Origin of the sequence: Enterococcus infantis, assembly GCF_049166715.1 — a bacterium.
In the GTDB taxonomy this organism is placed as follows: Bacteria; Bacillota; Bacilli; order Lactobacillales; family Enterococcaceae; genus Enterococcus_C; species Enterococcus_C leclercqii.
In genome coordinates this window covers 17,604-40,113 of record NZ_JBMHFB010000014.1, presented here as the reverse complement: position 1 = coordinate 40,113, position 22,510 = coordinate 17,604, and the positions used below count along the sequence as shown (strand labels likewise).

At 42.4% G+C, this 22,510-nt stretch carries 20 protein-coding genes, 1 tRNA gene and 1 other RNA gene; 11 read left to right on the top strand and 11 right to left on the bottom strand.

All coding sequences use genetic code 11. From position 1 onward, the window contains the following. Positions 1-293: 293 nt before the first annotated feature. Positions 294-659: a transfer-messenger RNA gene (gene ssrA, locus ACOMA8_RS13750) on the bottom strand. A 101-nt stretch (positions 660-760) separates the two neighbouring features. Next, a complete protein-coding gene (locus ACOMA8_RS13745) occupies positions 761-1,588 on the bottom strand; it encodes a Cof-type HAD-IIB family hydrolase (protein WP_421371458.1) in 828 nt (275 codons plus the stop codon). Positions 1,589-1,740: 152 nt separating this feature from the next. Between ACOMA8_RS13745 and ACOMA8_RS13740 the strand changes: the two genes are divergently transcribed. Both ACOMA8_RS13740 and ACOMA8_RS13735 read left to right on the top strand, forming a co-directional pair. Further along, entirely contained in the window at positions 1,741-2,457 is a 717-nt protein-coding gene (locus ACOMA8_RS13740; protein ID WP_161899253.1) for a response regulator transcription factor, read from the top strand. Continuing rightward, positions 2,457-3,974, top strand: a complete 1,518-nt coding sequence (locus ACOMA8_RS13735) for a sensor histidine kinase (protein ID WP_161899254.1) — start codon at positions 2,457-2,459, stop codon at positions 3,972-3,974. Before ACOMA8_RS13740 ends, ACOMA8_RS13735 begins: the two co-directional genes overlap by 1 nt. Before the next feature lie 271 nt (positions 3,975-4,245). Here ACOMA8_RS13735 and ACOMA8_RS13730 read toward each other — a convergent pair whose 3' ends face one another. The 3 genes from ACOMA8_RS13730 to ACOMA8_RS13720 form a co-directional block, all read right to left on the bottom strand. Next, positions 4,246-4,731: a hypothetical protein gene (locus ACOMA8_RS13730; protein WP_421371454.1), complete on the bottom strand. Its 486-nt coding sequence runs from the start codon at positions 4,729-4,731 to the stop codon at positions 4,246-4,248. After that, a complete protein-coding gene (locus tag ACOMA8_RS13725; protein WP_421371452.1) occupies positions 4,728-5,471 on the bottom strand; it encodes a hypothetical protein in 744 nt (247 codons plus the stop codon). Before ACOMA8_RS13725 ends, ACOMA8_RS13730 begins: the two co-directional genes overlap by 4 nt. A 271-nt stretch (positions 5,472-5,742) precedes the next feature. Further along, entirely contained in the window at positions 5,743-7,869 is a 2,127-nt protein-coding gene (locus ACOMA8_RS13720; RefSeq protein WP_161899281.1) for an LTA synthase family protein, read from the bottom strand. A gap of 283 nt (positions 7,870-8,152) precedes the next feature. Here ACOMA8_RS13720 and ACOMA8_RS13715 point away from each other — a divergent pair, with 283 nt between their 5' ends. The 3 genes from ACOMA8_RS13715 to ybaK are packed head-to-tail and all read left to right on the top strand — an operon-like array spanning position 8,153 to position 10,637. Beyond that, positions 8,153-9,322, top strand: coding sequence for a class I SAM-dependent rRNA methyltransferase (locus tag ACOMA8_RS13715; protein ID WP_421371449.1), 1,170 nt, complete (start codon positions 8,153-8,155; stop codon positions 9,320-9,322). Positions 9,323-9,364: 42 nt separating this feature from the next. Beyond that, on the top strand, positions 9,365-10,150 hold the full coding sequence (aroD, locus tag ACOMA8_RS13710) for a type I 3-dehydroquinate dehydratase (RefSeq protein WP_161899258.1): 786 nt from the start codon (positions 9,365-9,367) through the stop codon (positions 10,148-10,150). Continuing rightward, positions 10,143-10,637: a Cys-tRNA(Pro) deacylase gene (gene ybaK / locus ACOMA8_RS13705; RefSeq protein WP_421371447.1), complete on the top strand. Its 495-nt coding sequence runs from the start codon at positions 10,143-10,145 to the stop codon at positions 10,635-10,637. Before aroD ends, ybaK begins: the two co-directional genes overlap by 8 nt. A gap of 236 nt (positions 10,638-10,873) precedes the next feature. On the opposite strand, the gene ACOMA8_RS13700 is transcribed toward ybaK, so the two are convergent. Beyond that, complete coding sequence (locus ACOMA8_RS13700) at positions 10,874-12,139, bottom strand: BaiN/RdsA family NAD(P)/FAD-dependent oxidoreductase (protein ID WP_421371445.1); 1,266 nt, start codon at positions 12,137-12,139, stop codon at positions 10,874-10,876. 156 nt (positions 12,140-12,295) lie between these two features. Between ACOMA8_RS13700 and gdhA the strand changes: the two genes are divergently transcribed. Together gdhA and ACOMA8_RS13690 are read left to right on the top strand one after the other, a co-directional pair. After that, a complete protein-coding gene (gene gdhA / locus ACOMA8_RS13695) occupies positions 12,296-13,639 on the top strand; it encodes an NADP-specific glutamate dehydrogenase (protein ID WP_421371443.1) in 1,344 nt (447 codons plus the stop codon). 210 nt (positions 13,640-13,849) lie between these two features. Next, the gene (locus tag ACOMA8_RS13690) at positions 13,850-15,193 is read left to right on the top strand and encodes a glucose-6-phosphate isomerase (RefSeq protein WP_421371441.1); all 1,344 of its coding nucleotides are present in this window, start codon (positions 13,850-13,852) and stop codon (positions 15,191-15,193) included. Positions 15,194-15,691: 498 nt separating this feature from the next. Here ACOMA8_RS13690 and ACOMA8_RS13685 read toward each other — a convergent pair whose 3' ends face one another. Both ACOMA8_RS13685 and ACOMA8_RS13680 read right to left on the bottom strand, forming a co-directional pair. Then, the gene (locus ACOMA8_RS13685; protein WP_161899263.1) at positions 15,692-15,961 is read right to left on the bottom strand and encodes a hypothetical protein; all 270 of its coding nucleotides are present in this window, start codon (positions 15,959-15,961) and stop codon (positions 15,692-15,694) included. A 338-nt stretch (positions 15,962-16,299) separates the two neighbouring features. Continuing rightward, the gene (locus ACOMA8_RS13680) at positions 16,300-16,443 is read right to left on the bottom strand and encodes a hypothetical protein (RefSeq protein ID WP_202622176.1); all 144 of its coding nucleotides are present in this window, start codon (positions 16,441-16,443) and stop codon (positions 16,300-16,302) included. Positions 16,444-16,901: 458 nt separating this feature from the next. Here ACOMA8_RS13680 and ACOMA8_RS13675 point away from each other — a divergent pair, with 458 nt between their 5' ends. After that, complete coding sequence (locus ACOMA8_RS13675) at positions 16,902-17,120, top strand: hypothetical protein (RefSeq protein ID WP_421371439.1); 219 nt, start codon at positions 16,902-16,904, stop codon at positions 17,118-17,120. Positions 17,121-17,235: 115 nt separating this feature from the next. Here ACOMA8_RS13675 and ACOMA8_RS13670 read toward each other — a convergent pair whose 3' ends face one another. The 3 genes from ACOMA8_RS13670 to ACOMA8_RS13660 all read right to left on the bottom strand — a co-directional run bounded on the left by ACOMA8_RS13670 (position 17,236) and on the right by ACOMA8_RS13660 (position 20,141). Beyond that, complete coding sequence (locus ACOMA8_RS13670) at positions 17,236-19,038, bottom strand: glycerophosphoryl diester phosphodiesterase membrane domain-containing protein (protein WP_421371437.1); 1,803 nt, start codon at positions 19,036-19,038, stop codon at positions 17,236-17,238. Between the two features lie 358 nt (positions 19,039-19,396). Further along, a tRNA-Ser gene (locus ACOMA8_RS13665) sits at positions 19,397-19,484 on the bottom strand. 84 nt (positions 19,485-19,568) lie between these two features. Next, complete coding sequence (locus ACOMA8_RS13660; protein ID WP_161899266.1) at positions 19,569-20,141, bottom strand: TetR/AcrR family transcriptional regulator; 573 nt, start codon at positions 20,139-20,141, stop codon at positions 19,569-19,571. A gap of 346 nt (positions 20,142-20,487) precedes the next feature. Here ACOMA8_RS13660 and ACOMA8_RS13655 point away from each other — a divergent pair, with 346 nt between their 5' ends. The 3 genes from ACOMA8_RS13655 (at position 20,488) to ACOMA8_RS13645 (ending at position 22,459) form a co-directional block, all read left to right on the top strand. Then, the gene (locus tag ACOMA8_RS13655; RefSeq protein WP_420022079.1) at positions 20,488-21,228 is read left to right on the top strand and encodes a threonine/serine exporter family protein; all 741 of its coding nucleotides are present in this window, start codon (positions 20,488-20,490) and stop codon (positions 21,226-21,228) included. Further along, complete coding sequence (locus ACOMA8_RS13650) at positions 21,225-21,683, top strand: threonine/serine exporter family protein (RefSeq protein WP_161899268.1); 459 nt, start codon at positions 21,225-21,227, stop codon at positions 21,681-21,683. Before ACOMA8_RS13655 ends, ACOMA8_RS13650 begins: the two co-directional genes overlap by 4 nt. 176 nt (positions 21,684-21,859) lie before the next feature. Then, positions 21,860-22,459, top strand: coding sequence for a TVP38/TMEM64 family protein (locus ACOMA8_RS13645; RefSeq protein ID WP_161899282.1), 600 nt, complete (start codon positions 21,860-21,862; stop codon positions 22,457-22,459). Positions 22,460-22,510: the final 51 nt, after the last annotated feature.

Here is a 22,510-nt window from a genome sequence, read left to right as displayed (position 1 = left end):
GTATCAAAAAATAGGTTTTCATCTGTTAAACCAGTTAAAATTCTTGTAGAATAGTCCATGGAGATATCCCTTTCTTGGTGAGTGTGTTTTAGTCGACTTCATTCTATCAATTTGGGTATCTCTTTTTTTATACTTCGCATACAAAAAAGTGTTGGAAGAAAATCGGAGATTTTCCACCAACACTAAATATTGTAGAACCGAAAAGTCTTATTCGCTAAAAACTCCCAAAAAAAAGCGTCAAAACCCTTTATCTAAAAGGATTTTGACGCTTAGTGAAAAGTGGTGAAAACTACCAATGGAGCTGGCGGGAGTCGAACCCGCGTCCAAACATCTCGCTACCCAAAAGTCTACGCTCATAGTCAGTTCTACTTTAAGTTTTCGCGAGATCAACCGCCGAATGACAGGCTGCTGATTTTGCTAGTCTGATGATCTCTTCTGAAGCTTACAGACGGAAAGTTTCAGCGTATCCCACTAAATTTGAGACCCTGACCCGAGCACATGGGCGATGCCGGGAGGATCACGCTAAACTGTTATTAGGCAGCTAAAGCGTAAGTGTTTTCGTTTTTAGCAGTTATATTTAACTGTAACGTTTTAACGCAGACGTAACCTGCGAAGCGCAATTCAGGCTCGACAATGCCTGTCGAATCCGTAACAGCCCCCTTTTATAAAAGGGAGGTTCCGTGGTATTAGTGTACCACAGCTGGGCTTTTTTGAAAAGGATCGCAAGCGATGTCTTAAAATTCCAAGCGAGGGCATTTCATCAAATCAATTGGAAGTGCTCTAAGGCATGGAGAATTCCGCCCTCAGTATTTTTTTTCGTTACAAAATCCGCCATTTGTTTTAACTCTTCACCGGCATTACCCATGGCGATTTTGTGGTCACAAGCCCCCAGTAAAGCAACGTCGTTGGGCCCATCACCGAAACCGTATGTCGGCAAATTTGTCAGGCCGGTTTTTTCCTGAAGAATCTTGACAGCAGCACCTTTGGAAATCCCCTTTTTGACGGTATCCATAGAGTAAGGGGTATTGCGATAAAAATCGAAGGCAGGAAAGTTTTCTTCATAGAAATCTCGATACTCGCGACCAAGAACCAGCAGCATATTCACGGGTTTATTTTGGAAGCCTTGCGGATCAATGGGCGGGATTTTGGAATGAATAAAGGTATACGCACCGATCAAATCTTCCGAATGTCCGGTACACCAAATGGCACCTTCGTTATAGTAGGCCAACTGGTCTCCGTGATCCAGTACGGCGTGATACATTTTCTCAATTTGTGCTTTAGGGATAAGATCTGAATAGACTTCTTGTCCATCAACACGGATATAAGCACCGTTCATTACGATGTTGGAATCGATATGGGCGGCTTTGCGAATGTCCAGGATTTCAATCTCGGTTCGGCCAGTAGCGATGACCGGCAAAACCCCGTTGGCTTTCAAGCGGAGCATTCCGTCTGCGACCTCTGGTGTGATTTGGGAATTTTGATCTAACAGGGTACCGTCCAGATCGAAAAAGGCAATGGCTTTGTAATTCAATGAAGACACCTCAAATTGTTTTGATTGGGTCCATCTGAATCGATGCACCGTGAACATCATATCAGAAAATAGAATAAAGAGGAAAGCTTATGGGAAGGTTTTATGAAGATAATGGAGAAAACGGGGCTTTTCGAGTATACTGAAGGTGATTCTTTCTGCATTAAATAAGTGCAAAAAGAGAATAAGACTTGGGGATAGGACGTGAGACGATGAATATTTTAATGATTGAAGACAATGAATCTGTATCTGAAATGATGCAAATGTTTTTTTTGAACGAAGGTTGGGATGCCACATTTAAATATGACGGTAAGGAAGGGCTAGATGCCTTCTTGGCAGAACCGGATAAGTGGGACATGATTACGTTGGATCTGAACTTGCCGGGGATGGACGGAATGAGTGTGGCGCGTGAGATTCGCAAAATTTCTGACACAGTTCCCATCATCATGTTGACTGCCAGAGACTCTGAAAGTGATCAAGTGATTGGCTTGGAGATGGGGGCAGATGACTATGTGACCAAGCCTTTTAGTCCATTGACGCTAATTGCCCGGATCAAGGCGCTTCATCGTCGCAGCGAGTTGGTTGAAAAAACGCCACAAGAAGACGAGGATACGAGTTCCTTTGATGTGAAGACGGCCCATTTTAAAATGAATACGAAAACAAGAGAGGCTTACTTGGACGATAAATTGATTCCAGGGCTGACACCTAAAGAATTCGATCTCTTGTTCACATTAGCTAAAAAGCCGCGGCAAGTCTTTTCCCGTGAGCAATTATTGGAATTGGTTTGGGATTACCAATACTTTGGTGATGAACGAACGGTGGATGCCCACATCAAAAAGCTGCGGCAAAAGATTGAAAAAGTAGGCCCGCAGGTGATTCAGACGGTCTGGGGCGTAGGGTATAAATTTGACGATTCCGGGGTGGCGTGATGCGCTACCTCTATCAACAACTGATGGCCTTTTTCGTGGTAATCGCCGTGGTTCTCTTGATTGCTGGGATCTCGTTTACCCAGATGACACGGCGGACAATCGAGGAAAACAATTATGATCAGTTGACCAGTTATGCCAATATTGCAGTGGATCTGGCGCAGATTTCAGCCAATGAACAAGGGGTGGTAGCAAATCCTGAGCAAGCGCTGCGGGTTTCGCTTTTAGGGACCGAGCGCTTCTTGAAATATCAGGATATCAAACTTGTTTATATCAATGATCACCAGGAAGTCGTTTACCCGGTGGCAGATGAGGAAAGCAGCAAGCGAGTGAATTTCAGCATCAGTTCCAAGCAGTGGGCGGCGTTGAAGGAAGGTCAGGCATTGCGTTTTACTTCTGGTCGCAATATTTTCAGTGATTCGGAAACAACGGCCTACGTCATGTTGCCGCTGAAATTGAATGATCGTTTTGGGGCGTTGGTTTTGACGCAACCGGCGACTAACTTGGAAGAAAGTGCCAAGTCGTTGAATATGAACTTGTTCAAAGGCTTTATTATTTCAAGTATCGTCGCTTTAATTATCAGTTTCTTTTATGCCAGCATCCAAGTGCGGCGCATCAACCGGATGAAAAAAGCGACTCGAGAGGTTGCTAGCGGGAATTTCGATGTGCGAATCCCCGTGAACCACCGAGATGAGTTTGACGAGTTGGCCGAAGATTTCAACAAGATGACCGTTTCCCTCCAAGAGTCTAATGAAGAGATTCAACGACAAGAAGAGCGCCGCAAGCAGTTTATGGCGGATGCTTCTCATGAGATGCGCACCCCTCTCACCACCATCAACGGCCTGTTGGAAGGATTGCAGTACAATGCGATTCCAGAGAGCCAAAAAGAAAATGCGCTGCGGCTGATGAAAAATGAAACCGAACGTTTGATTCGTCTAGTAAATGAAAACCTGGACTATGAAAAGATCCGTACCAATCAAATCTCGATTGTAGTGAAAAAATTCGACGCTACCGAGACATTGCGCAATCTTTTGATCCAGTTAGAGGGCAAAGCGGAAGCTGCTGGGGACCAACTCGTTCTCACCGCAGAGGAGCCGGTTACAGTATTTGCTGACTATGACCGCTTTGTGCAGATCATGGTGAACATCATCCAAAATGCGATTCAATTTACTAATGATGGCACGATTACGGTTGCCGTTACCAAAGGCTATTTGGAAACCATCATCGAAATCACTGATACCGGTATTGGTATGACCGAAGAACAGTTGAACAATATTTGGGAACGCTACTATAAAGCAGATCCTTCTCGTAAAAATCGCAAGTTTGGCGAATCTGGACTAGGCTTGCCGATTGTGCAGCAGCTTGTGCGGTTGCACAAAGGAAAAATTGATGTGGAAAGTGAAGTTGATCATGGGACTACTTTCAGAATCACATTCCCAGATGTTGAAATGGCTGATGACGGGCGTATCATTGATCCGACGCCAAAGGGAACCGAGGATGAATCACTCACAGAAGAATAACTAAAAAAACAGCTTGGCACCAGTGGTAACTGTCTGATGCCAAGCTATTTTTGATTAGAAAAGTTCTGACAATGGTAATGGTCTAGCATTTGAGCAAGCGTCCGTGCTACAGACTTATCTGCTTAATCAGCGATAGTCATGCTCTTTAAATAGCTATTTTGATGTCTCTATATAAACAAAAAAACGCAGACAGTCGGCCTCATTGGCAGTCGACTGTCTGTGTTTTTTTGTAGGTAAATGCTTTTTTTCAGGTGCTTTTCTGCAGAATCATTTAATTATTCATTTGGGAAACCGCTTTGGCAAAGGAGGCGTCACTGGTGATAAAAAGAATCTCCAACTCTAATTGCCGTTTTAATAGAATCGCCAAGTACAAGAGTTCTTGATTTTCTTTGATAGTCAGCTGCAAGGTAACATCATCAAAGACCAAGGTCTCTGGTTGTCGCAGGAGTTGCTGTAATGTCTGCAACCGGATTTTTTCAAAGGCGGTGAGCTCTGATAGTGGGTGTTGTAAAATTTCTTCGTTGAGATCCAAAAGTTTCAAATAGTCATTTAGACGGCGGGGGTCACGTTTGGAGCGAGTCAGGCCTAAAAAGAGATTTTCTTTTAAACTCAAGTAAGGAATGGTGTCCCAAGCACTATAGACCACTGCGAGACTAGGAACAGTCTGCTTATCCCCACAGATTTCAGTGAGGGTTTCCCTGGGAGAGAGGGTGTACAAAGCATGGATAGCTGCTTGTGAAAGACGTTCGGCAATCATTTAAATGACCTCCTTTTTGTTACGATAAACATAGCAAGTGGCAATGCGGCAATAAAGATACCTAGCATAATACCGGCTGTCGCCAAAATAGCCTGTAAAGTTACCACAAACCAGCGATTGTTATCAAGTGGCAATGACTGAATCAACAGTAAACCGTTAGCGGGCAATTGGACAGCAATCGGGTAGTCAGCGCCTGCTTTATCGACTGAGGCAGTCGTCATAGATGAAGCGGTTGTGTATTTTTCCAAAAGTTGCGACTGGACGTTTTGAACGAGGGTCTCAATAGTTGCTTGAAAAATTACCAATAGCATAAATAACACCAAAAGTGCCAACGTTGCAGGAATTAAAAATTCTAATAGAAACTGCGCTGCTAACCGAAACTTACTAACGCCTAATCGTTTGTAGGTGCTGAGTTCTGAACGGCGTTTTCCGCAATAATGACAACCTAAGATAAACACAAGAATTCCAAAAAGACCACAGCAGATTAGTAAGGAGAAATCATAAAAGGGCACTAGATTGCGCATGTCTGACAGTAAACTTTGCAACCATTTCTGGTCGACTTGCGGCATAGTGTCTTGTTTGAAAATCAGCTGTAGGTTCTCGCTGGACTGTTGAATACCTGAGCGCAGGGTATTCATGAAAAGAATCGGGGGTAAAAAAATCGCCAATAATAGTAGATAGCGATGCAAGAAATGGCGATGATATTTTAAACTGGCCCACGCACGGCTCATGATTGTCATGGTTGCTCACCTCACTTTTTGACGGGAAAAGGGTTGATACGCTGCGTTATTCGAACATGAAGAGGAGCTGCAAAGATTGTGAAGTAGAATTAGCTCGCTGGTCAGAAAAAACGTCGAGAAAAATTATGTATACTGTCTTTGAGAAAATTCCTATCATAGAAAGTATAGAATAGCTTTTTGAACAAAGTATGAATAAGCTGGGGGAAAAAGCCGAAAAAAGACCCCGTAAAGGCTTAAGCCTTTACGAGGTCTTTCAAAAGCGGAACGAGATTTACTTTTCAGAAGTAGAACTTTCAGCAGTTTTTCCGGTCGTTGTTTCGCCGTGCAATTCTTTATAGGTTTGTGTCTGATAGAGGTCCTCGGTACTTTGACCATCATGCTTAGACAAAACGCTCGTGGAGTCTTTGCCAGCTTCTTGGGCCGCTTGCTGCAATTGTTCTAAACCAGTCTTATAGTTGAACTCACTGTAATCAATTTCCTTCAACCCACTCTTGGTGTAAAAGCGGAAGAGGTCGCCGTTATTAATCTGATCGGAAGCAGACAACTGTTTGTTGACTTTTTCCTTCAGTGCGTCGACTTCTTTGGTTTGCTCCGCTGTTGGTGAGATGATCTCCTCACCGGTTGCTGTGTTGTACAAACTACCCTTATGATAAACATACTTTTGAGAAACGAAATCGCCGTTACGGAAAGCCACCAGTTGTTCATGTTTCGGTGACAATAAGTCTTGTCCTAGTTGAATATAATTCGTTGTATCCACACCCAACAGGTGCAACAGTGTAGGCAATGCGTCCACTTGGCCGCCGTAGGTATGATTGATACCACCGTCGTGTTGACCCGGAATGTGAATCATATAAGGAACTTTCTGCATTTGCGCATTGTCATAGCTGTTCCATTCATCGGCAGATTTACCTACCAGTTCAGCCAATGACTTGTTGCGGCTTTCTGAAATCCCGAAGTGGTCACCATACAAAACGATGACGGAGTTGTCATAGAGACCGCTGGCTTTCAAATAGTTGAAGAATTCTTCGACTGCTGTATCTAGATAGTTAGCTGTTGCAAAGTAGCCATTGATTGTTTCGTCATCAGTTTGTGCCATTGGGAAGCCGGACTCGTCATTTGTAAACTGTGAATACGGGAAATGGTTAGAGACTGCAATGAATTTCGTGTAAAAGGGTTGTTGCAACTGTTCCAGATATTTGACCGACTGCTGGAAGAAAGGCTTGTCATGCAGTCCGTATTGGAAGGAGTTGTCCTCGTTCACATCATAGTATTCTTTGCTGAAGAAATAATCATAACCCCAATGTTTGTAAGTTTCGTTACGATTCCAGAAGGTACCATCGTTTCCGTGGAAGACCGCTGAAGTATACCCTTGGGTTTGTTTTAAAATATCTGGTGCGGATTGGAAAGTATTCTTGCCACCCAGCTGTGTCATGAGTGCGCCTTGATTAAGACCAAACAGCGAATTATCCATCAAGGTTTCTGCATCACTGGTCTTACCACCTTTCACTTGATGATAGAAATTGTCAAAAGAGAAGGTTTGATTGTCATGATAAAGGCTGTTAATAAAAGGCATGACTTCATGTTCCACACCGTTTTCATCTTTGAGTTTGTAATCAATCAGAAATTGTTGTGTGCTTTCCAAGTGAATATAAATCACGTTTTTTCCCTTAGCAATCCCGAAAAGATCGTCATTAGGAGCAGCGTAGTGGTCTTTTACATAATCAGCGACGTCATCCATATCTGTTGCGGACGCTTCTGCCCGCACTTGACTGGCTTGATAAGTTTGAACCCCGTCATACGCAGTAAAGGCGTTGATTCCCAAGTATTTTACCAAGTAATCACGGGAAAAGGTTCGAGTCAATAATTCGGGGCGATCAACTTCGGCCATAAAGAGATTGCCAGAAAAAATCATAATCGACAACGTGGTGACAGCCAATGCCATCCGGGCACGAACTGGTCGCTGATCCATTTTGATCTTTTTACGAGCCAATAGCGCTACTAAAGCGATAATATCCACCCAATAAAGTACGTCATAAGGTCGAAACAGACGCATGGCTGTTTCACCGAGGCCACTGGAAACTTTACCGGCACCTAGCATCGTGTTGATAGTAATAAAGTCGGTAAACTCGCGATAGTAGACGATGTTTGAAAACAGCAACAGTGTCATCACGGAATAAATCACCAACATTGTAATGTAGGAAGCTTTTGGTCGCTTTACATACAAGGCAATCGACAGTAAAAACAGCGTCGTTGCAATAGGGTTAATGAAGAGGATGAAATACTGCCGCATGCTTTCAATCCCTAAGTTGAACTCAGTTAAGTAAGCTGCAATGTTTTTAATCCATAATAAGACAGCTAAGAGAGCAAAAAAGCCCATTCGTGTATTGATTAATTTCATATTTTTTAGTTTATTCACTGGCGTATCCTTCCTTTGCTTCGAATCAGTAGATGTTTTGAAAAGGATTTTCATAAATTTCATCATCTTACATTTTACTAGTCCCAAAATACAGTGTCAATTGAAAGCGGAGCCTTTGTGCATTATTTAGCAATTCTTTAATTTCGGTAGGGCGAGGACAAAAACTGTTATTTTTGATATACTCAAAAGGAGAATTGCAGTCGAAAAACAGTGGTTTAAACAGCAATTAGACTTCTATTTCGACAGAAAAATGGAGATAAATCGAATGAAAATCAGAGTCAAAAAGGCTGCAGAAAAAAAATTGCGCAGCGGTTACCCCTTAGTTCAAAGAGAAGACTTGGAAGAAGTACCAGCATCCAAAGAATGGCTGACTTTTATCGACAGTCGAGGTGAGTATCTGGCTAGTGGGTATTTAGGAGAACAAAATAAAGGCATCGGTTGGTTGCTAGACTGGCAAAAACGTCCAATCAATCAGAACTTTTTCGTTGAAACCTTTGCGCGGGCAAAAGCACACCGTCAATCCTACTATAATGATCCGGCTACGACGGCTTTTCGGCTTTTCAATGGTGAAGGAGACGGTATTGGTGGCGTGACCGTTGATCTGTATGGGGAGTATGCTGTATTTTCCTGGTACAATGAAACACTATTTGCCAAAAAGGAGGTCGTAGTAGCTGCCTTTCGCACTGTTTTTCCGGAAGTCAAAGGTGCTTACGAAAAAATCCGCTTTTCTGCAGAGGGACTACCGGAAAGTCGTCTGCTCTATGGAGAATCGGCGCCGGAACCACTGCTTGTTCAAGAAAATTTTGTCAATTATGCAGTCTATTTGAATGAAGGGCTGATGACAGGGATTTTTCTCGATCAAAAAGAAGTTCGAGGACGTTTAGCAGAAGGTTTAGCTGCGGGCAAGCGGGTCTTGAATATGTTCAGTTATACCGGTGCTTTTTCCGTTGCTGCGGCAATGGGTGGCGCCTTAGAGACCACCAGTGTTGATCTGGCAAAACGCAGCTTGCCCAAAACGCGGGAACAATTCGAGGTCAATGGTCTAAAGCCAGCGGACCAAAAGATCCACGTTATGGATGTTTTCAGCTATTTTGCTTATGCTCGTAAAAAGGAATTGACCTTTGATATGATCATTTTGGATCCGCCGAGTTTTGCTCGTAACAAAAAACAAGTCTTCAGTGTTCAAAAAAATTATGGCGAGCTGGTGGCGGATAGCTTGTCCATCATGAGTAAGCGAGGCGTGCTGATTGCTTCGACGAATGCCGCCAATCTTTCAGTGGAAAAGTTCAAAAAGAGTATTGAAGAGCAATTCAAAGAAGCCGGCGTGCAATGGCAGTTGCTAGAGGCCTATCGATTACCGGAAGATTTTTGTGTCTTACCGGCATTTTCAGAGGGCAACTATTTGAAGGTTTTTATCTATAAAATAGAAAAATAAGCGGCTGAGGGGTCTTAAGCTCTTTGCAGTGGGAGGGAAATTATGGAGTTTCAGATGAAAAATACAGTATTTGGCAGTGGGCGTCCCAAAATTTGTGTGCCTTTGACTGGAGGCAGTACCGATAGTGTTGTGCATCAAGCAGGAATGGCAGCTGATAGCCAATGTGAAGTAGTCGAATGGCGGGTCGATCTTTTTAATCAGGTAGCCGATACAGAAGTCGTAGTGGAAACACTCTCTCATCTCAAGACGATTTTGCGGGATAAGCTGCTATTAGTGACATTTCGGACAGAAAAAGAAGGCGGCAAGCCACAAGAATTTTCGCTAAAGCAATATCGGGAACTCTATACCAAAATTGCTGAAACCGGGTTGGTGGATCTTTTAGATATCGAATTGGAAGTGGCGGAATATCTTGGACGCAGCTTCATCCAACAGTTTAAGGAGCAAAAAATTGGCGTGATCTTGAGCCACCACAATTTTTCCAAGACACCAGCTGACGGTGAATTGGTACTTAAAATCAGCATCATGAAACAGTTTGACGCAGATATGGGAAAACTGGCAGTTATGCCGAATTCTTTGAAAGACGTTTTGCGTCTGATGAATGTTTCGGCTAAACTAAAAGGCTTGGTAGAACTGCCGTTGATTCTAATTTCGATGGGGGATTTAGGCAAAACCAGCCGAGTCAGCGGGGAATTGATTGAATCAGTCATGACTTTTGGGTCTTTGGCTGAGGCTTCCGCACCTGGACAGATTCCAGTGAACAAATTGGTCGAAATTTTGGATTTAATGCAGATTGATACAACGATGAAAGAACGTGACAAGGATGTCTAAGAAAAAGCTCGCGAAAACCAATGCGATTCGCTTGGTAGAACAAAAGAAAATTTCCTATCAGGAATACACTTATGAATGGACCGAAGATCATCTAGGGGTCGAAAACGTTGCAGATGAACTACAAAAAGATCAAAGTGAACTGTTCAAAACGTTAGTGGCTGTCGGCAACAAGACAGGGCCAGTTGTTGCTGTAATTCCTGGGAATCAAGAATTGGACTTAAAAAAGCTTGCCAAAGCCAGTGGCAATAAAAAAGTGGAAATGCTCCACTTGCGGGATTTAGAAGATACAACGGGCTACATTCGAGGCGGCTGTTCACCAGTGGGGATGAAGAAGTTATTGCCAACTTTTATTGATAGCAGTGCTGCATCCAAAAAAGCAATTATTGTTTCAGCCGGACGCCGCGGATTACAGATGGAGTTATCCCCACAAGATTTAGTTCAGTTAGTGAAGGGAAAGTTTGTCGAGTTAACTCAAAAGGAAGAATAAAATGAGAGGATGACAAGCACCTGGTCACTTGTGATCAAAGAAAATAGTACCGAACGCCAGACGTCAGGCACAATAAAAAGCCAAGTCACCTCCATAGAATTAGTGGGAGTGACTTGGCTTTTTACTGTTAAAATTTCAGCTGGGGCTTGTTCTGCAGACCTAGACTCAGAAGTTAGGGCAACTGTTTTCCTGCCTACACTTTCTTGATTCTATTAAGGAAAAGGTCTTATCAAAAGTTACCAAAAGCCTGCCAGTTGGGCTGCGTGTTGGCCGGCAACGTGGCCGGTGCACAAAGCTGAAGTGATATTAAAACCCCCAGTATATCCGTTGACATCCAAAACTTCACCGGCGAAAAAAAGTCCAGGACAAAGCTTAGACTCCAGCGTTTTAGGATTGACTTCTTTGAGATTAACGCCACCCGCAGTTACGAAAGCTTTCTCCAGGCCAATCGTCCGGTTGACATGGATAGGAAAACCTTTGATCAAAGCGACCAACTGTTGCAATTGATCGTCGTTTAATTGCTGGGGGAAAAGGTCGGCCAGTTGTAGTCTGTCTAAGAAAAACTGTAACAGCCTTTCTGGTAACAAACCACTCAATGCGTTTTTGACCGTCTTTTTTGAATCTAATTGCTTTTTCATCTGATTGGTCAATTGCGGTTCTGTCATATCAGGACAGCTGTCCAATACCAATAAGACGGACTTGTCTGGTTGTTCTCGCAGTTGTTTGTTGACAAAATAAGCACACCGCAGCGCCGCTGGACCGGACAATCCAAAATGTGTGAATAAAAGATCCATCTGCTGGGTGATGATCGGTTTACCTTTTTTTCCGATGACCGATAATGCGACATCTTGCAGCGACAGACCTTGTAATGTCCCGTGTTTAATAAAGTCTTCTTCAGAAACGAGAGGAGCTTCAGTAGCAAAAAGCGGGGTCACCGTGTGTCCCAAAGTTTTTGCAAACTTGAAACCGTCACCGGTCGAGCCTGTCCCGGGATAAGTTATGCCACCGGTCGTCACAATCACAGCAGAAGCGGCAAAATCGCCTTGATCTGTTCGAACCCCTGCGATTTCTCCCTCGTTGCCAGTGATCAATTTGGTAACTGGTGTTTTTAAGAGCAGCGTAACACCGGAGTCTTCGAGGGCATCTGTCAGTCCTTGGACAATAGTTTTTGAACGATCGCTAACGGGAAACATACGCCCGTGATCTTCCTCTTTTAAAGGAATATTCCGCTCTGCAAAAAAGGCCATGATGTCCTGGTTATTCCATTGAGAGAATGTCGAATGCAAAAAACGGCCGTTACCAGGAATATGCGTGATTAAGTCGGCAACCGGACGATTATTGGTGACATTGCAACGTCCACCTCCTGTCATCAAAAGTTTTTTCCCGGGTTTCTTGTTTTTTTCTAACAACAAGACGCGGGCTCCTTGTTCTCCGGCACTGATTGCACTCATTAAACCGGCAGGACCGGCGCCGACTACGATGACATCGTAATTTTTTTTCATTGTTCTACTCCTGTTCTTAATGTCTCTCAGTGTTTTTTTAAAATTTAAAAGACGAAAAATTCTGGCAATTCCTCCACAGATCGTTTTGAATCTGCTAAAATAAGAAAGTAACTCGGGACTTAAAAGGAAATCAAAACGGGTATTGGAGGACGATTTATGACAGCACAAGACTATGTAAAACAGATCGGCCACGAGCTTCACGAGAAGGATGCGAACCAAGCAGAATTTTTACAAGCTGTGGATGAGTTTTTATCCACTGTGACGCCTTATCTGGAAAACCATCCGGAAATCGAAAAAAATAACCTGCTCTCCGTGATCACTGAACCAGAACGCTTCATCCAATTTCGTGTACCGTGGCAAGATGATGAAGGAAATTGGCGGGTGAATCGCGGATACCGCATTCAGTTTAACTCCGCATTAGGTCCGTATAAAGGTGGCTTGCGTTTTCACCCTAGTGTGAATCTGTCCATTTTGAAATTCTTAGCCTTTGAGCAGATCTTCAAAAATGCCCTCACCGGCTTGCCAATTGGTGGCGGAAAAGGGGGATCGGATTTTGATCCTAAAGGAAAATCCGATGGAGAGATCATGCGCTTTTGTCAAAGCTTCATGACCGAATTATCAAAACATATTGGACCAAATTTAGACGTACCCGCTGGTGATATCGGCGTGGGTGGTCGGGAAATCGGTTATCTTTACGGCCAATACAAACGGCTGCGGGAATATGATGCAGGTGTACTCACCGGCAAACCGCTAGAATTTTGGGGCAGCTTGGGTCGTACAGAAGCCACCGGTTATGGTTGTGTCTATTTCGTCAATCACCTGTTAGCATACAACAACGACAGCTTCAAAGGCAAACAAGTAATCGTCTCTGGTTCGGGAAATGTGGCCATCTATGGGATTGAAAAATTACAGCAATTAGGTGCCAATGCAATTTCTTGCTCAGATTCCAACGGCTGCATTATTGATCCGGAAGGGATTGATCTCGACTTGCTCAAAGAGATCAAAGAAGTCAAAAGAGAACGCTTGACTGCCTATAAAGAAGCAAAACCTTCAGCAACGTATGTGGAAGGCTCGTTGTGGGATCAAGATATCAAAGCAGACGTGGCCCTACCTTGCGCCACTCAAAATGAAATCAACGGGGCCCAAGCGAAACGACTGGTGGCAAATGGTGTGAAGGTGGTTGCGGAAGGTGCCAATATGCCGTCTACACTTGAAGCGGCCGAATATTTTATTGCAAATGGTGTCCACTATTGTCCAGGTAAAGCAGCGAATGCTGGGGGCGTTGCCGTATCAGCATTAGAAATGAGTCAAAATTCACAGCGACTGACTTGGACCAAAGAAGAGGTAGACGAGCGCTTGAATGCTATCATGAAGGATATTTATGAAACCTGCCGGGATACTGCTAAAGAAAATGGCGCAGAAAACAACTATATGTTAGGCGCCAATATTGCCGGCTTTGCACGGGTTGCCAAAGCGATGCTCGCACAAGGCCTTGTCTAGTATAAAAAAACAAGTACTAAAAAATGATTACAAATAGGCCAATGATCCTCCGCAACTTGTCTGAACTTGAAAGACAGGCTTGGGGAGGATCAGTTTTTACCAATACAGGTACCTATTTCACAACAGTTGATGCTTGAAAAAAAACCATGAAAAACGTAAAGTAGAAGATGGAAAGAAATGCTAAAGTTTCTATCAATAGGAGGAAAGAAAATGGCACACATTAAGTTTGACTATTCCAAAGTGGCACCGTTTGTTAATGAACCTGAGCTTGGCTATATGCAAAGTCAAGTAACAGCGGCCCACGATTTGCTGCGCAACGGCACAGGCGCCGGCAGTGATTACATCGGTTGGGTAGACCTACCGACTAATTATGATAAAGAAGAATTTGCCCGTATCAAAGAAGCGGCAGCAAAAATTCAATCCGATTCAGAAATCCTGGTAGTTATCGGTATCGGGGGCTCTTATTTGGGAGCACGTGCAGCCATTGATTTTTTGAATCACACTTTCTACAACTACATGAACCGAGATGAAAAGAAAACGCAAATCTTCTTTGCCGGCAACTCAATTTCTTCTACTTATCTTGCAGACTTGATTGAAGTTATTGGCGATCGTGATTTCTCAGTAAACGTAATCTCTAAATCCGGAACAACCACAGAACCGGCGATTGCATTCCGTGTTTTCAAAGAAATGCTGATCAATAAATACGGTGTAGAAGAAGCCAACAAACGTATTTATGCAACTACGGATAAAGCTAAAGGTGCGGTCAAAGTCGAAGCAGATGCTGCCGGCTGGGAAACCTTTGTAATTCCTGATGATGTCGGTGGCCGTTATTCTGTACTGACAGCAGTTGGCCTTTTGCCAATTGCCGCTTCTGGTGCTGATATCGACGCATTGATGCAAGGGGCAGCTGATGCCTCAAAAGAATACTCCTCCGATAAATTGGAAGAAAATGAAGCTTACCAATATGCGGCAATGCGCAACATCTTGTACCGCAAAGGAAAAGTGACAGAACTGTTGATCAACTATGAACCAGGAATGCAGTATTTCTCTGAATGGTGGAAACAACTCTTCGGCGAATCAGAAGGAAAAGACCAAAAAGGCATCTATCCATCCAGTGCCAACTTCTCAACTGACTTGCATTCTCTTGGTCAATACATCCAAGAAGGCCGCCGTAACATTTTTGAAACGGTAGTGAAGGTAGAAAAACCTCGCAAAAACGTCACCATTCCAGTACAAGATACCGATCTGGATGGATTGGGCTACTTGCAAGGCAAAGAGGTCGATTTCGTCAACACTAAAGCCTATCAAGGCGTGTTGTTGGCCCATACAGATGGAGACGTACCAAACTTGTTGGTGACAATCCCAGAAATGGACGCATACACTTTGGGTTATGTGATGTACTTCTTTGAAATTGCTTGCGGAATCTCTGGTTACTTAAACGGTGTCAATCCGTTTGACCAACCGGGTGTGGAAGCCTACAAAAAAAATATGTTTGCTCTTTTAGGTAAACCAGGTTTTGAAGAACTGTCAAAAGAATTGAACGAACGTCTGTAAGACATTAGCAGAGACACCGCTGATTTGGAAACTATGATCAGCGGTGTTTTTGTATGCAGTAATTAGCGGAAGTTTACGAAGAGAAAAACTTTAGAAGCGACGATGCTTTTCGAGAATTCTTTGCGATAAAACGAAGAGATAGTTTGAAGCTTACTTGTAGGATAGCAAATAAAGAACAGAATGTGACATGAGTAACTTCCAAATGCTAAACAGCGGATGTTTGACCACAATTAATAAAAAGTATACGGATAAGAAAAAATTGTGACCACCTTGATGTCTTAGTCCGAAGAGAGAGCATGACCATACGTGTCAAGAGAAGTGAATGATGCTGACTTGGCTTGATGAAATCAAGGAAAGTCTATGTTTGAAATTTTTAGTAATGAAAAACCGACGATCTTCCAATGATTTTAATGGAAGATCGTCGGCTTTTGGGGTCTTACGTTGGTATTGTTCGGTTCACAGGACGGTGTCTCAACTATTGTCACAGCCCCAATGTCATTATTCCGGAGTCCCAATAACTTTGATATAGTCATCCACATTGACAATGGTCATATGTTTGACTAACAATTGGTCTCGCTTGTTCCGACGACCGGAAACGTGGATTGTATATTTGTCGTTAGGTAGACGGAATATATAAGAAGATAAGAAGCGGTCCCGAATCACACAGTCGATGGCAGTCTGATCATTTTTCAGACGCATAAGCGACAACATGATAGGCTTTTCTTGGAGCAATGCGGTTTTTACTAGAACGCCTTCGAATTCTTCCATGATTTCACACCTCTCATGGTTTTTACGGCAATGCCGTGACTCTATTATACAAGACGTGTCAAATTACTGCCATGTTCGAGATCTTTTTGGACAGTAAGCAAGACCACTTCGTTAAAAAAATTGAATTGGTCTCCGGTTAGAATACTTAATGCCAACCAGTAAGTATAGTTTATGTAAGTAGTACAGCTCTTTGTAGTTCAACTGAAAAAACAAGGTGGATAAGCGCTGGATAGCTCTTGAGAGTATGTAAAAGGTCGTCAATCAGTTTGGCAACTAATTGACGACCTTAATAAAATATCGCGTCTACGATCTTCACTTACTTTTAGGCTCCTTTTTGATTAAGCGCGCAAGTTACGTACAGCTTCTTCGATAGTGATACCATAAGCTACCCGTGTTTCATCATGGGCGTCAATCGCCATGAAACGGTTACTATCGGTATCAAAGACCACACGATAGGTCAATTCTGTTCCAGTATAAGTCATGAAATACACCTTCTTTCTTAGTTAAATTGTCAGTTTATTCACCAACAATTTTAATATATCACAGTGCATTAAAAAAAACAAAGAACACGTAACGTAAAATGAAAAGGAACAATAAAATCTTAACAATATTTTGTTAGGAAAGGGGTAACAATGCTTTCATTTCGCAAAAAAAACAATACAAGAAACAAACGGACTGTGTAAAACTAAAATATATTTCTTTGGCAAGGGAAGTTTCTTATCTTTGAAGCTAATTTAAATAACGTGTTTTAGTTTCTTCATAAAACTGTAAAATTATTCAATCATAAGAGTACTAAGCCAAAATCTAATAAATTAACCTCGGATTTCCTATAAACATCAATACAATCACAAAAAAAATTAAAAAAAGTTGTGAAAAGCGTTTTCAAATCGTTGCTTTTCTGTTATTATATGGTCAAATAAAAAAACGAGGAGGGAATCCTATGGAACAAATTGAAATTGGGCGATCTTACATATGCAAACCGATCGGATTGGAAAATGAGGTTGTGGGAACTGTAGAACATACATATACCAACACAGTCGTGATCACCATTGAAGATTGTCAGCAAAGTGATCGAGCAAAGGTGATTGAGTATCAACACCGGATGTTAGTAAGATATGAAGATATCCAACAACAAGTGGGTATCGCATTGGTGGGTTGAGTAATCACCTGACTACTAAAGGATGAATCGCAGTAAAATCAAAAAGACTCAGCAGACCCGGGAAAAACAGGAATCCGGATCTGTTGAGTCTTTTTATGCAGGAAATCGAACTCTATTAGCCGATTCCGATAACAAAATTCAGTAGTTTATCAGAGTATGTGGTGTTTTCTTTATGATCTTGGATGGCTGTGTCAAGATTTCTCATAGAGTCAGTAATAATACCGTCAACGCCGTAAAACATCATGCGGCTGATGTCGTCTTCATCGTTAGGGGTCCAGACGAAGACCTTTTTGCCATCACTTTCTGCAGACTGGATGAAATTACGATTGATAGTACTGTATTCCATCGTCAAAAAATCAGCGTCAGTAACCGGTGGGCCAACGAGATTAAAAGGTAAAATGTAACCAACTTGAAGATTAGGGGCTTGTTTCTTCAAGGTTTCCACTATTGAAAAAGACAGACTTTGAACCAGACTGCCGCTTGCTTCCAAACGGTCCTGATACTGCGTGAGGAAGTGTTGACAGATGTCGGCGACTTCCTTTTTTTGAGTTTTAATCTCGACAATCAGTTTTTGGCCTAGTTTTTCAGCAGTCGCCAAGTAGTCGTCAAAGCTGGCGAGAGGGGCAGTCATTTTGTTTTCCTTAACAGTGAGAGCTGTAGCCTCAGCGAATGTCAGTTTTTCAGGAACCAGACGCTGGCCAGTGAGATTTTTAAGGTTGAAATCATGGATAACCACAAACTTGTGATCAGTAGTCATCTGAATATCCATCTCGATGTAATCTGGATGATACGTATCATGTGTTTTTTGCAAAGCAACAATACTATTTTGAACCCCATTGTTGTCAGAGACCCCACGATGGGAGGCGGTAAGGGGGATCTTTTGGCTACTGTCTGTCAAATAGTCCATATTGTAAATACTGACCCCGATGCCGAAAAACAGTGCGACGATTGCCAGGAGCGTGTGTTTGATTCGAGCATGACTTTCGGCGTGGATGGGTTCGCGATAAAACCAAGTAGGTACCTCAGGTAAAAAGCCCTCATCGTTCATAAAATCAACAATAATGGTAAAAATCCCTACTGTTGAAAGCACTATATTTAGTAGGAAGAAAAATTGCAGAATCGTCATGGCAAATACCGCGGTATTCAAGGATTGTTCTGGCAAAAAGGTTTCTACCAAGGTCTGAAGGCCAATGACGATGCCAAAGCCCAGCGCTGTAATCGCTAGAACGCTGGCACCAATGAAGAGAAAACGGCCTACAATGGCAAAGAATTGGCGGCGAGTTACTTCCCAACTTTCTTTCACCGCTTTTTTAAAGGCGCGGTCACGTAAAATCATCTCAGGCAATGCAAAAATTAGACGAATACCCAAGTAGAGCATCAGCAAATAGAACACGATAAAACCAGTGATGATCAAAAGTCGATTGGTGAAGATGAAGTCCATAATAAAAGCCGGTATTTTCACGCGACTCAAAAGGTCAGAGTTAAAGTTTAACCCTCCAAAAGGGAGTACCAGTAAAAAGTAAAAGATAAAGAATAAAACGACGGAAGGTCTGACTTTTCGCAGTTGGATAAGGGTCATTCGCAACAGCTGCCTCAGGGATACGGGTTCTTTTTTTTCGATAAAGTAGACACTCAGTAAGAGAAATGTAAACTCGAAAAAGACGGCCAAAAGGATAAAAAGCAATGTTGCCACCAGCAGCACAGCAACCACGGGATGATCTGTCAAAATTTCGCCAAGGTTATCATAGGAGAGGTAGGGAATATCCCCGCGGGCTAAAATAAACTTGGTGGATCCTGTTAAAAGCGGCAGTAGCACAAATAGCATAAAGCCGTGCATCAACAAGACATCACGAAAATAAGCCTGGGTATTTCCCAAAAAATCAAGGGTATTGAAAAGTGTCTTTTTAAAATAATTCATAGTTATCACCTGCTTTTAGTTTACGGTATTTTGGATACAAGGGATACTGAGAAGCCCTGATAGCCAGAGGATCTTGCGAGAAAGCAAAGGATTTTTACCTCTTTGGCAAATTTTCTTAGATCTCTATCGGCTTCAGCTCTTGTTACTAGGGACTTACTATATAAGAAGCCTATTTTCTAAGAAAGTGACAGCTGCTGGGTATGCTTAAGACAGGCAGCCCCAAACTTTATTTCAAGAAGCGGTCTTTGGTTAGAAATGAGTACCTTGCCTGTAAGTTCTTTCTGATTCTAGTGTCAAAGTCAAAAAATGGTGCAAAAAAAGACGCTTTTGACCCGCAGTCAAAAACGTCAAGTGTTAAAGGAGAGTACAGGATTTGAACCTGCGCGCCGGTTTTAGCCGGGTCGGCGGATTTCGAGTCCGCTGCATTACCACTCTGCCAACTCTCCAAAGTACATTTCCTATTCTCTCAAAAAAAAGTAATTTGTCAAGGGAAAAAGCCGGCATATTCAAGAGCTGCCGGCTTTTACATTTTAAGATTCGAAAACTTTTTCGGGTTCTTTGACATTCAGGATACCGTTGATTGCCCGCTGGATAAGTTCAACGATTTCTGCTTGTGAAGGCTGAATAATTCCAGAAGACATCAAAGAGGCAATACCGGTTACGGTAATCCAAGTGCCATCGTGGAGTGCTTTCAGATACTCATCGCTAAGATCAGCGTATTTTGCATCTTTTTGTACGATGCTTTTAAAGAAATCAAACGAAACTTTATGCATCATTTGCCCGCCGCCGTATTCATCGACGTACAAAGCGACATATAAATTGCGATTTTCGCGAGCAAAATTGATATAATTAATCCCAAGATCGACGATTGCATCATCTGTATGGCGAATCGGAAAAACATTTTCTTGTAGGTCTTTCATGACAGACTCTACTAAAGTGTTTTTCAGGTCCTGCATATTTTTGAATTCTAAGTAGATGGGTTGGGTGGAGATCCCCATTTTCTTGGCAATATTACGAGCTGTGAATTTACTGAACCCTTCTTTTGATATCACATCATAGGCAGCTTTTAAGATTTGGTCTTTTGTATAAACTTTCCGACGCATAACGATACTCCCTTCATTATTATAACGACATCTATATCTGAGTTTATTATATATGGAAATGTTCTTTTTGGGAAATAATACACTCGTTTCGTTATGTTTAAAGACGTATTTACGTGTATAAAAATAACTGAGGTATTATTATTGTGTGGTTAGCAGTCGGGGTTTTAGCTATAAAAAAATCGTAACTTAGATAAATTATATTTGATTTTTTGAGTAAATAAGTTATTTCTTCGATAACGAAATGAAAGCTGGTGCAGTTATTGATTGTCTGAGATAATAACTGAGAAATTTAGAATGAATCACATTATTTAGGAAATGAGGGGACGCTTTGAGCCTTCGAAAAGAGATGATCTTGAAGACCTGTGCGCTAGCCGGAAAAATCATGATGGAAAACGGTTCTGAGGTCTATCGAGTGGAAGATACTATGATTCGGATTGCCAAAAATGCCGGGGAAATGGATTGTGTTAGCTATGTAACTGCCACTGGTATTTTTATGGGATTTCGCAATGGACCTTATTGTCAGTTAGAAGAAGTCCATGAGCGAGCCATTAATTTAGAAAAAGTCGTCGCAGTCAATCAGCTTTCGCGAAAATTTGCTCAAGGAGAGTTGACGTTAGAAGAACTTTATCACGATTTGAAACAAGCACAAAAATACACCCCGAGTTTTCACTTTTGGACGCAGGTAGTGGCAGCCGGTATCGTCAGCTGTACCCTGATGTATGCCTTTGGAGGTAGTTGGCGAGATTTTCCGGCAACCTTTATAATTGGTTGTTTGGGACTGATGACGGCGATTGGTATCAAAAAATGGCTGCAAATGAGTTTTTTGGACATGTTTGCGGCCGCTGTGGTCATCGGAGTCAGTGCTGTTTTCTGTGTTGAACTCGGCATAGCAGAAAATGTCGACAATTTGATTATTGGCGCAGTTATGCCGTTAGTCCCGGGGGTAGCCATTACGAATTCCTTTCGAGATATCATGGCCGGTGATTTGATCAGTGGATCCGCACGGGGAATTGAAGCCGTCTTTACTGCGGCAGCCATTGGTATTGGGATTGCTTTTGTCTTGACGATTTTTGGAGGTGTCCTGTGAAAGAGTGGGTAATTCAAGGAAGCTTTGGTATTTTGAGCACAATTGCATTCGGTATTTTGACGAATATTCCCAGAAAGGCGTTGATTAGCACCGGTGTGACTGGCGGGGCTGGCTGGTTAGTGTACTGGGGTCTGCGGCAATGGGGCTGGGGCCTGGGAGCTGCAAATTTTGCCGCTGCTTTTTTGATTGGAATCATGAGTATTTGGTTTTCTCGTCATAAAAAAATGCCCATGATTATCTTTAATATTCCTAGTCTGGTTCCTTTAGTACCAGGTGGTCCAGCGTATAAAGCAGTTCGTGAGCTGGTGTTAGGAGATAATCAGGTAGCAATGGAAAATGCTGTGATTGTCCTAGTGACAGCCGGTGCTATCGCCGGTGCGTTTATGATTACCGGAGTAGTTGAAACATTGATGCAAAAATGGTTGTTGCGGGTCAAGCAGCGGCGAACCAGTTGATAGGAGTTGCTTGCTTAGAAGAATTTCCGACTTTGGTCTGATGAGGAAATGGAAAATTTCTTCTATACTGAAGGTGCATTTGAGAATCTTACAAAAATGTTTGTTAAATAAAAGGTAAAAATATCGAAAAGACTGACGGTTTCTTCTATAATGAGGATGAAAAGGAGATGAGTTCCATGAGTGTTGCTGCATCAAGAAAGCTGATCAATACGATCTCAATCATCGGTTTAGCAGTTTCTGTTGTTCTGACGATTTATTTTATCAACCTGGGTGTTTTTAAAGATATGAATGCGTTGCGAGGATTGGTGGGTGACAATATCATTTTGGGACCTGTCATTTTCATCCTTTTGCAAATCTTGCAGGTGGTGATTCCGATTATACCTGGTGGGATTTCAAGTGCGGCTGGTGTTTTGATTTTCGGTCCCATGATGGGCTTTGTCTACAATTATGTAGGAATTTGCGTTGGATCGCTTATTATTTTCTTGTTAGGCCGGCGCTACGGAAAACCTTTCATTTTGAGTATGGTATCTGATAAAACTTACAATCGCTATTCCGGTTGGTTGGAAAACCAGAGCCGGTTCGACAAACTTTTTGCACTGGCGATCTTTTTGCCGGTTGCCCCAGATGATGCACTTTGCCTGATGGCTGGTTTGACCAACATTTCTGTTAAAAAGTACACGGCGATCATTCTATTGGCAAAACCATTGTCTATTTTTCTCTATAGTATGGCATTGATCTATGGTGGCGGGTTCTTGTCTGGATTATTAGGTGGCTAAAAACTGACTGTAAACGAGTTAAACCGAGGCAAGCTCGCCTCGGTTTTTTTG

What these genes read in the sequence shown, in the direction of transcription:
- ACOMA8_RS13745 (WP_421371458.1), bottom strand. Translation starts at nt 1,588, where the DNA reads ATGTTCACGGTGCATCGATTCAGATGGACCCAATCAAAACAATTTGAG.
- ACOMA8_RS13715 (WP_421371449.1), top strand. Translation starts at nt 8,153, where the DNA reads ATGAAAATCAGAGTCAAAAAGGCTGCAGAAAAAAAATTGCGCAGCGGT.
- ACOMA8_RS13680 (WP_202622176.1), bottom strand. Translation starts at nt 16,443, where the DNA reads ATGACTTATACTGGAACAGAATTGACCTATCGTGTGGTCTTTGATACC.
- ACOMA8_RS13700 (WP_421371445.1), bottom strand. Translation starts at nt 12,139, where the DNA reads ATGAAAAAAAATTACGATGTCATCGTAGTCGGCGCCGGTCCTGCCGGT.
- ACOMA8_RS13660 (WP_161899266.1), bottom strand. Translation starts at nt 20,141, where the DNA reads ATGCGTCGGAAAGTTTATACAAAAGACCAAATCTTAAAAGCTGCCTAT.
- ACOMA8_RS13725 (WP_421371452.1), bottom strand. Translation starts at nt 5,471, where the DNA reads ATGACAATCATGAGCCGTGCGTGGGCCAGTTTAAAATATCATCGCCAT.
- ybaK (WP_421371447.1), top strand. Translation starts at nt 10,143, where the DNA reads ATGTCTAAGAAAAAGCTCGCGAAAACCAATGCGATTCGCTTGGTAGAA.
- ACOMA8_RS13735 (WP_161899254.1), top strand. Translation starts at nt 2,457, where the DNA reads ATGCGCTACCTCTATCAACAACTGATGGCCTTTTTCGTGGTAATCGCC.
- ACOMA8_RS13720 (WP_161899281.1), bottom strand. Translation starts at nt 7,869, where the DNA reads ATGAAATTAATCAATACACGAATGGGCTTTTTTGCTCTCTTAGCTGTC.
- ACOMA8_RS13675 (WP_421371439.1), top strand. Translation starts at nt 16,902, where the DNA reads ATGGAACAAATTGAAATTGGGCGATCTTACATATGCAAACCGATCGGA.
- gdhA (WP_421371443.1), top strand. Translation starts at nt 12,296, where the DNA reads ATGACAGCACAAGACTATGTAAAACAGATCGGCCACGAGCTTCACGAG.
- ACOMA8_RS13655 (WP_420022079.1), top strand. Translation starts at nt 20,488, where the DNA reads ATGATCTTGAAGACCTGTGCGCTAGCCGGAAAAATCATGATGGAAAAC.
- ACOMA8_RS13730 (WP_421371454.1), bottom strand. Translation starts at nt 4,731, where the DNA reads ATGATTGCCGAACGTCTTTCACAAGCAGCTATCCATGCTTTGTACACC.
- aroD (WP_161899258.1), top strand. Translation starts at nt 9,365, where the DNA reads ATGGAGTTTCAGATGAAAAATACAGTATTTGGCAGTGGGCGTCCCAAA.
- ACOMA8_RS13670 (WP_421371437.1), bottom strand. Translation starts at nt 19,038, where the DNA reads ATGAATTATTTTAAAAAGACACTTTTCAATACCCTTGATTTTTTGGGA.
- ACOMA8_RS13690 (WP_421371441.1), top strand. Translation starts at nt 13,850, where the DNA reads ATGGCACACATTAAGTTTGACTATTCCAAAGTGGCACCGTTTGTTAAT.
- ACOMA8_RS13740 (WP_161899253.1), top strand. Translation starts at nt 1,741, where the DNA reads ATGAATATTTTAATGATTGAAGACAATGAATCTGTATCTGAAATGATG.
- ACOMA8_RS13685 (WP_161899263.1), bottom strand. Translation starts at nt 15,961, where the DNA reads ATGGAAGAATTCGAAGGCGTTCTAGTAAAAACCGCATTGCTCCAAGAA.
- ACOMA8_RS13645 (WP_161899282.1), top strand. Translation starts at nt 21,860, where the DNA reads ATGAGTGTTGCTGCATCAAGAAAGCTGATCAATACGATCTCAATCATC.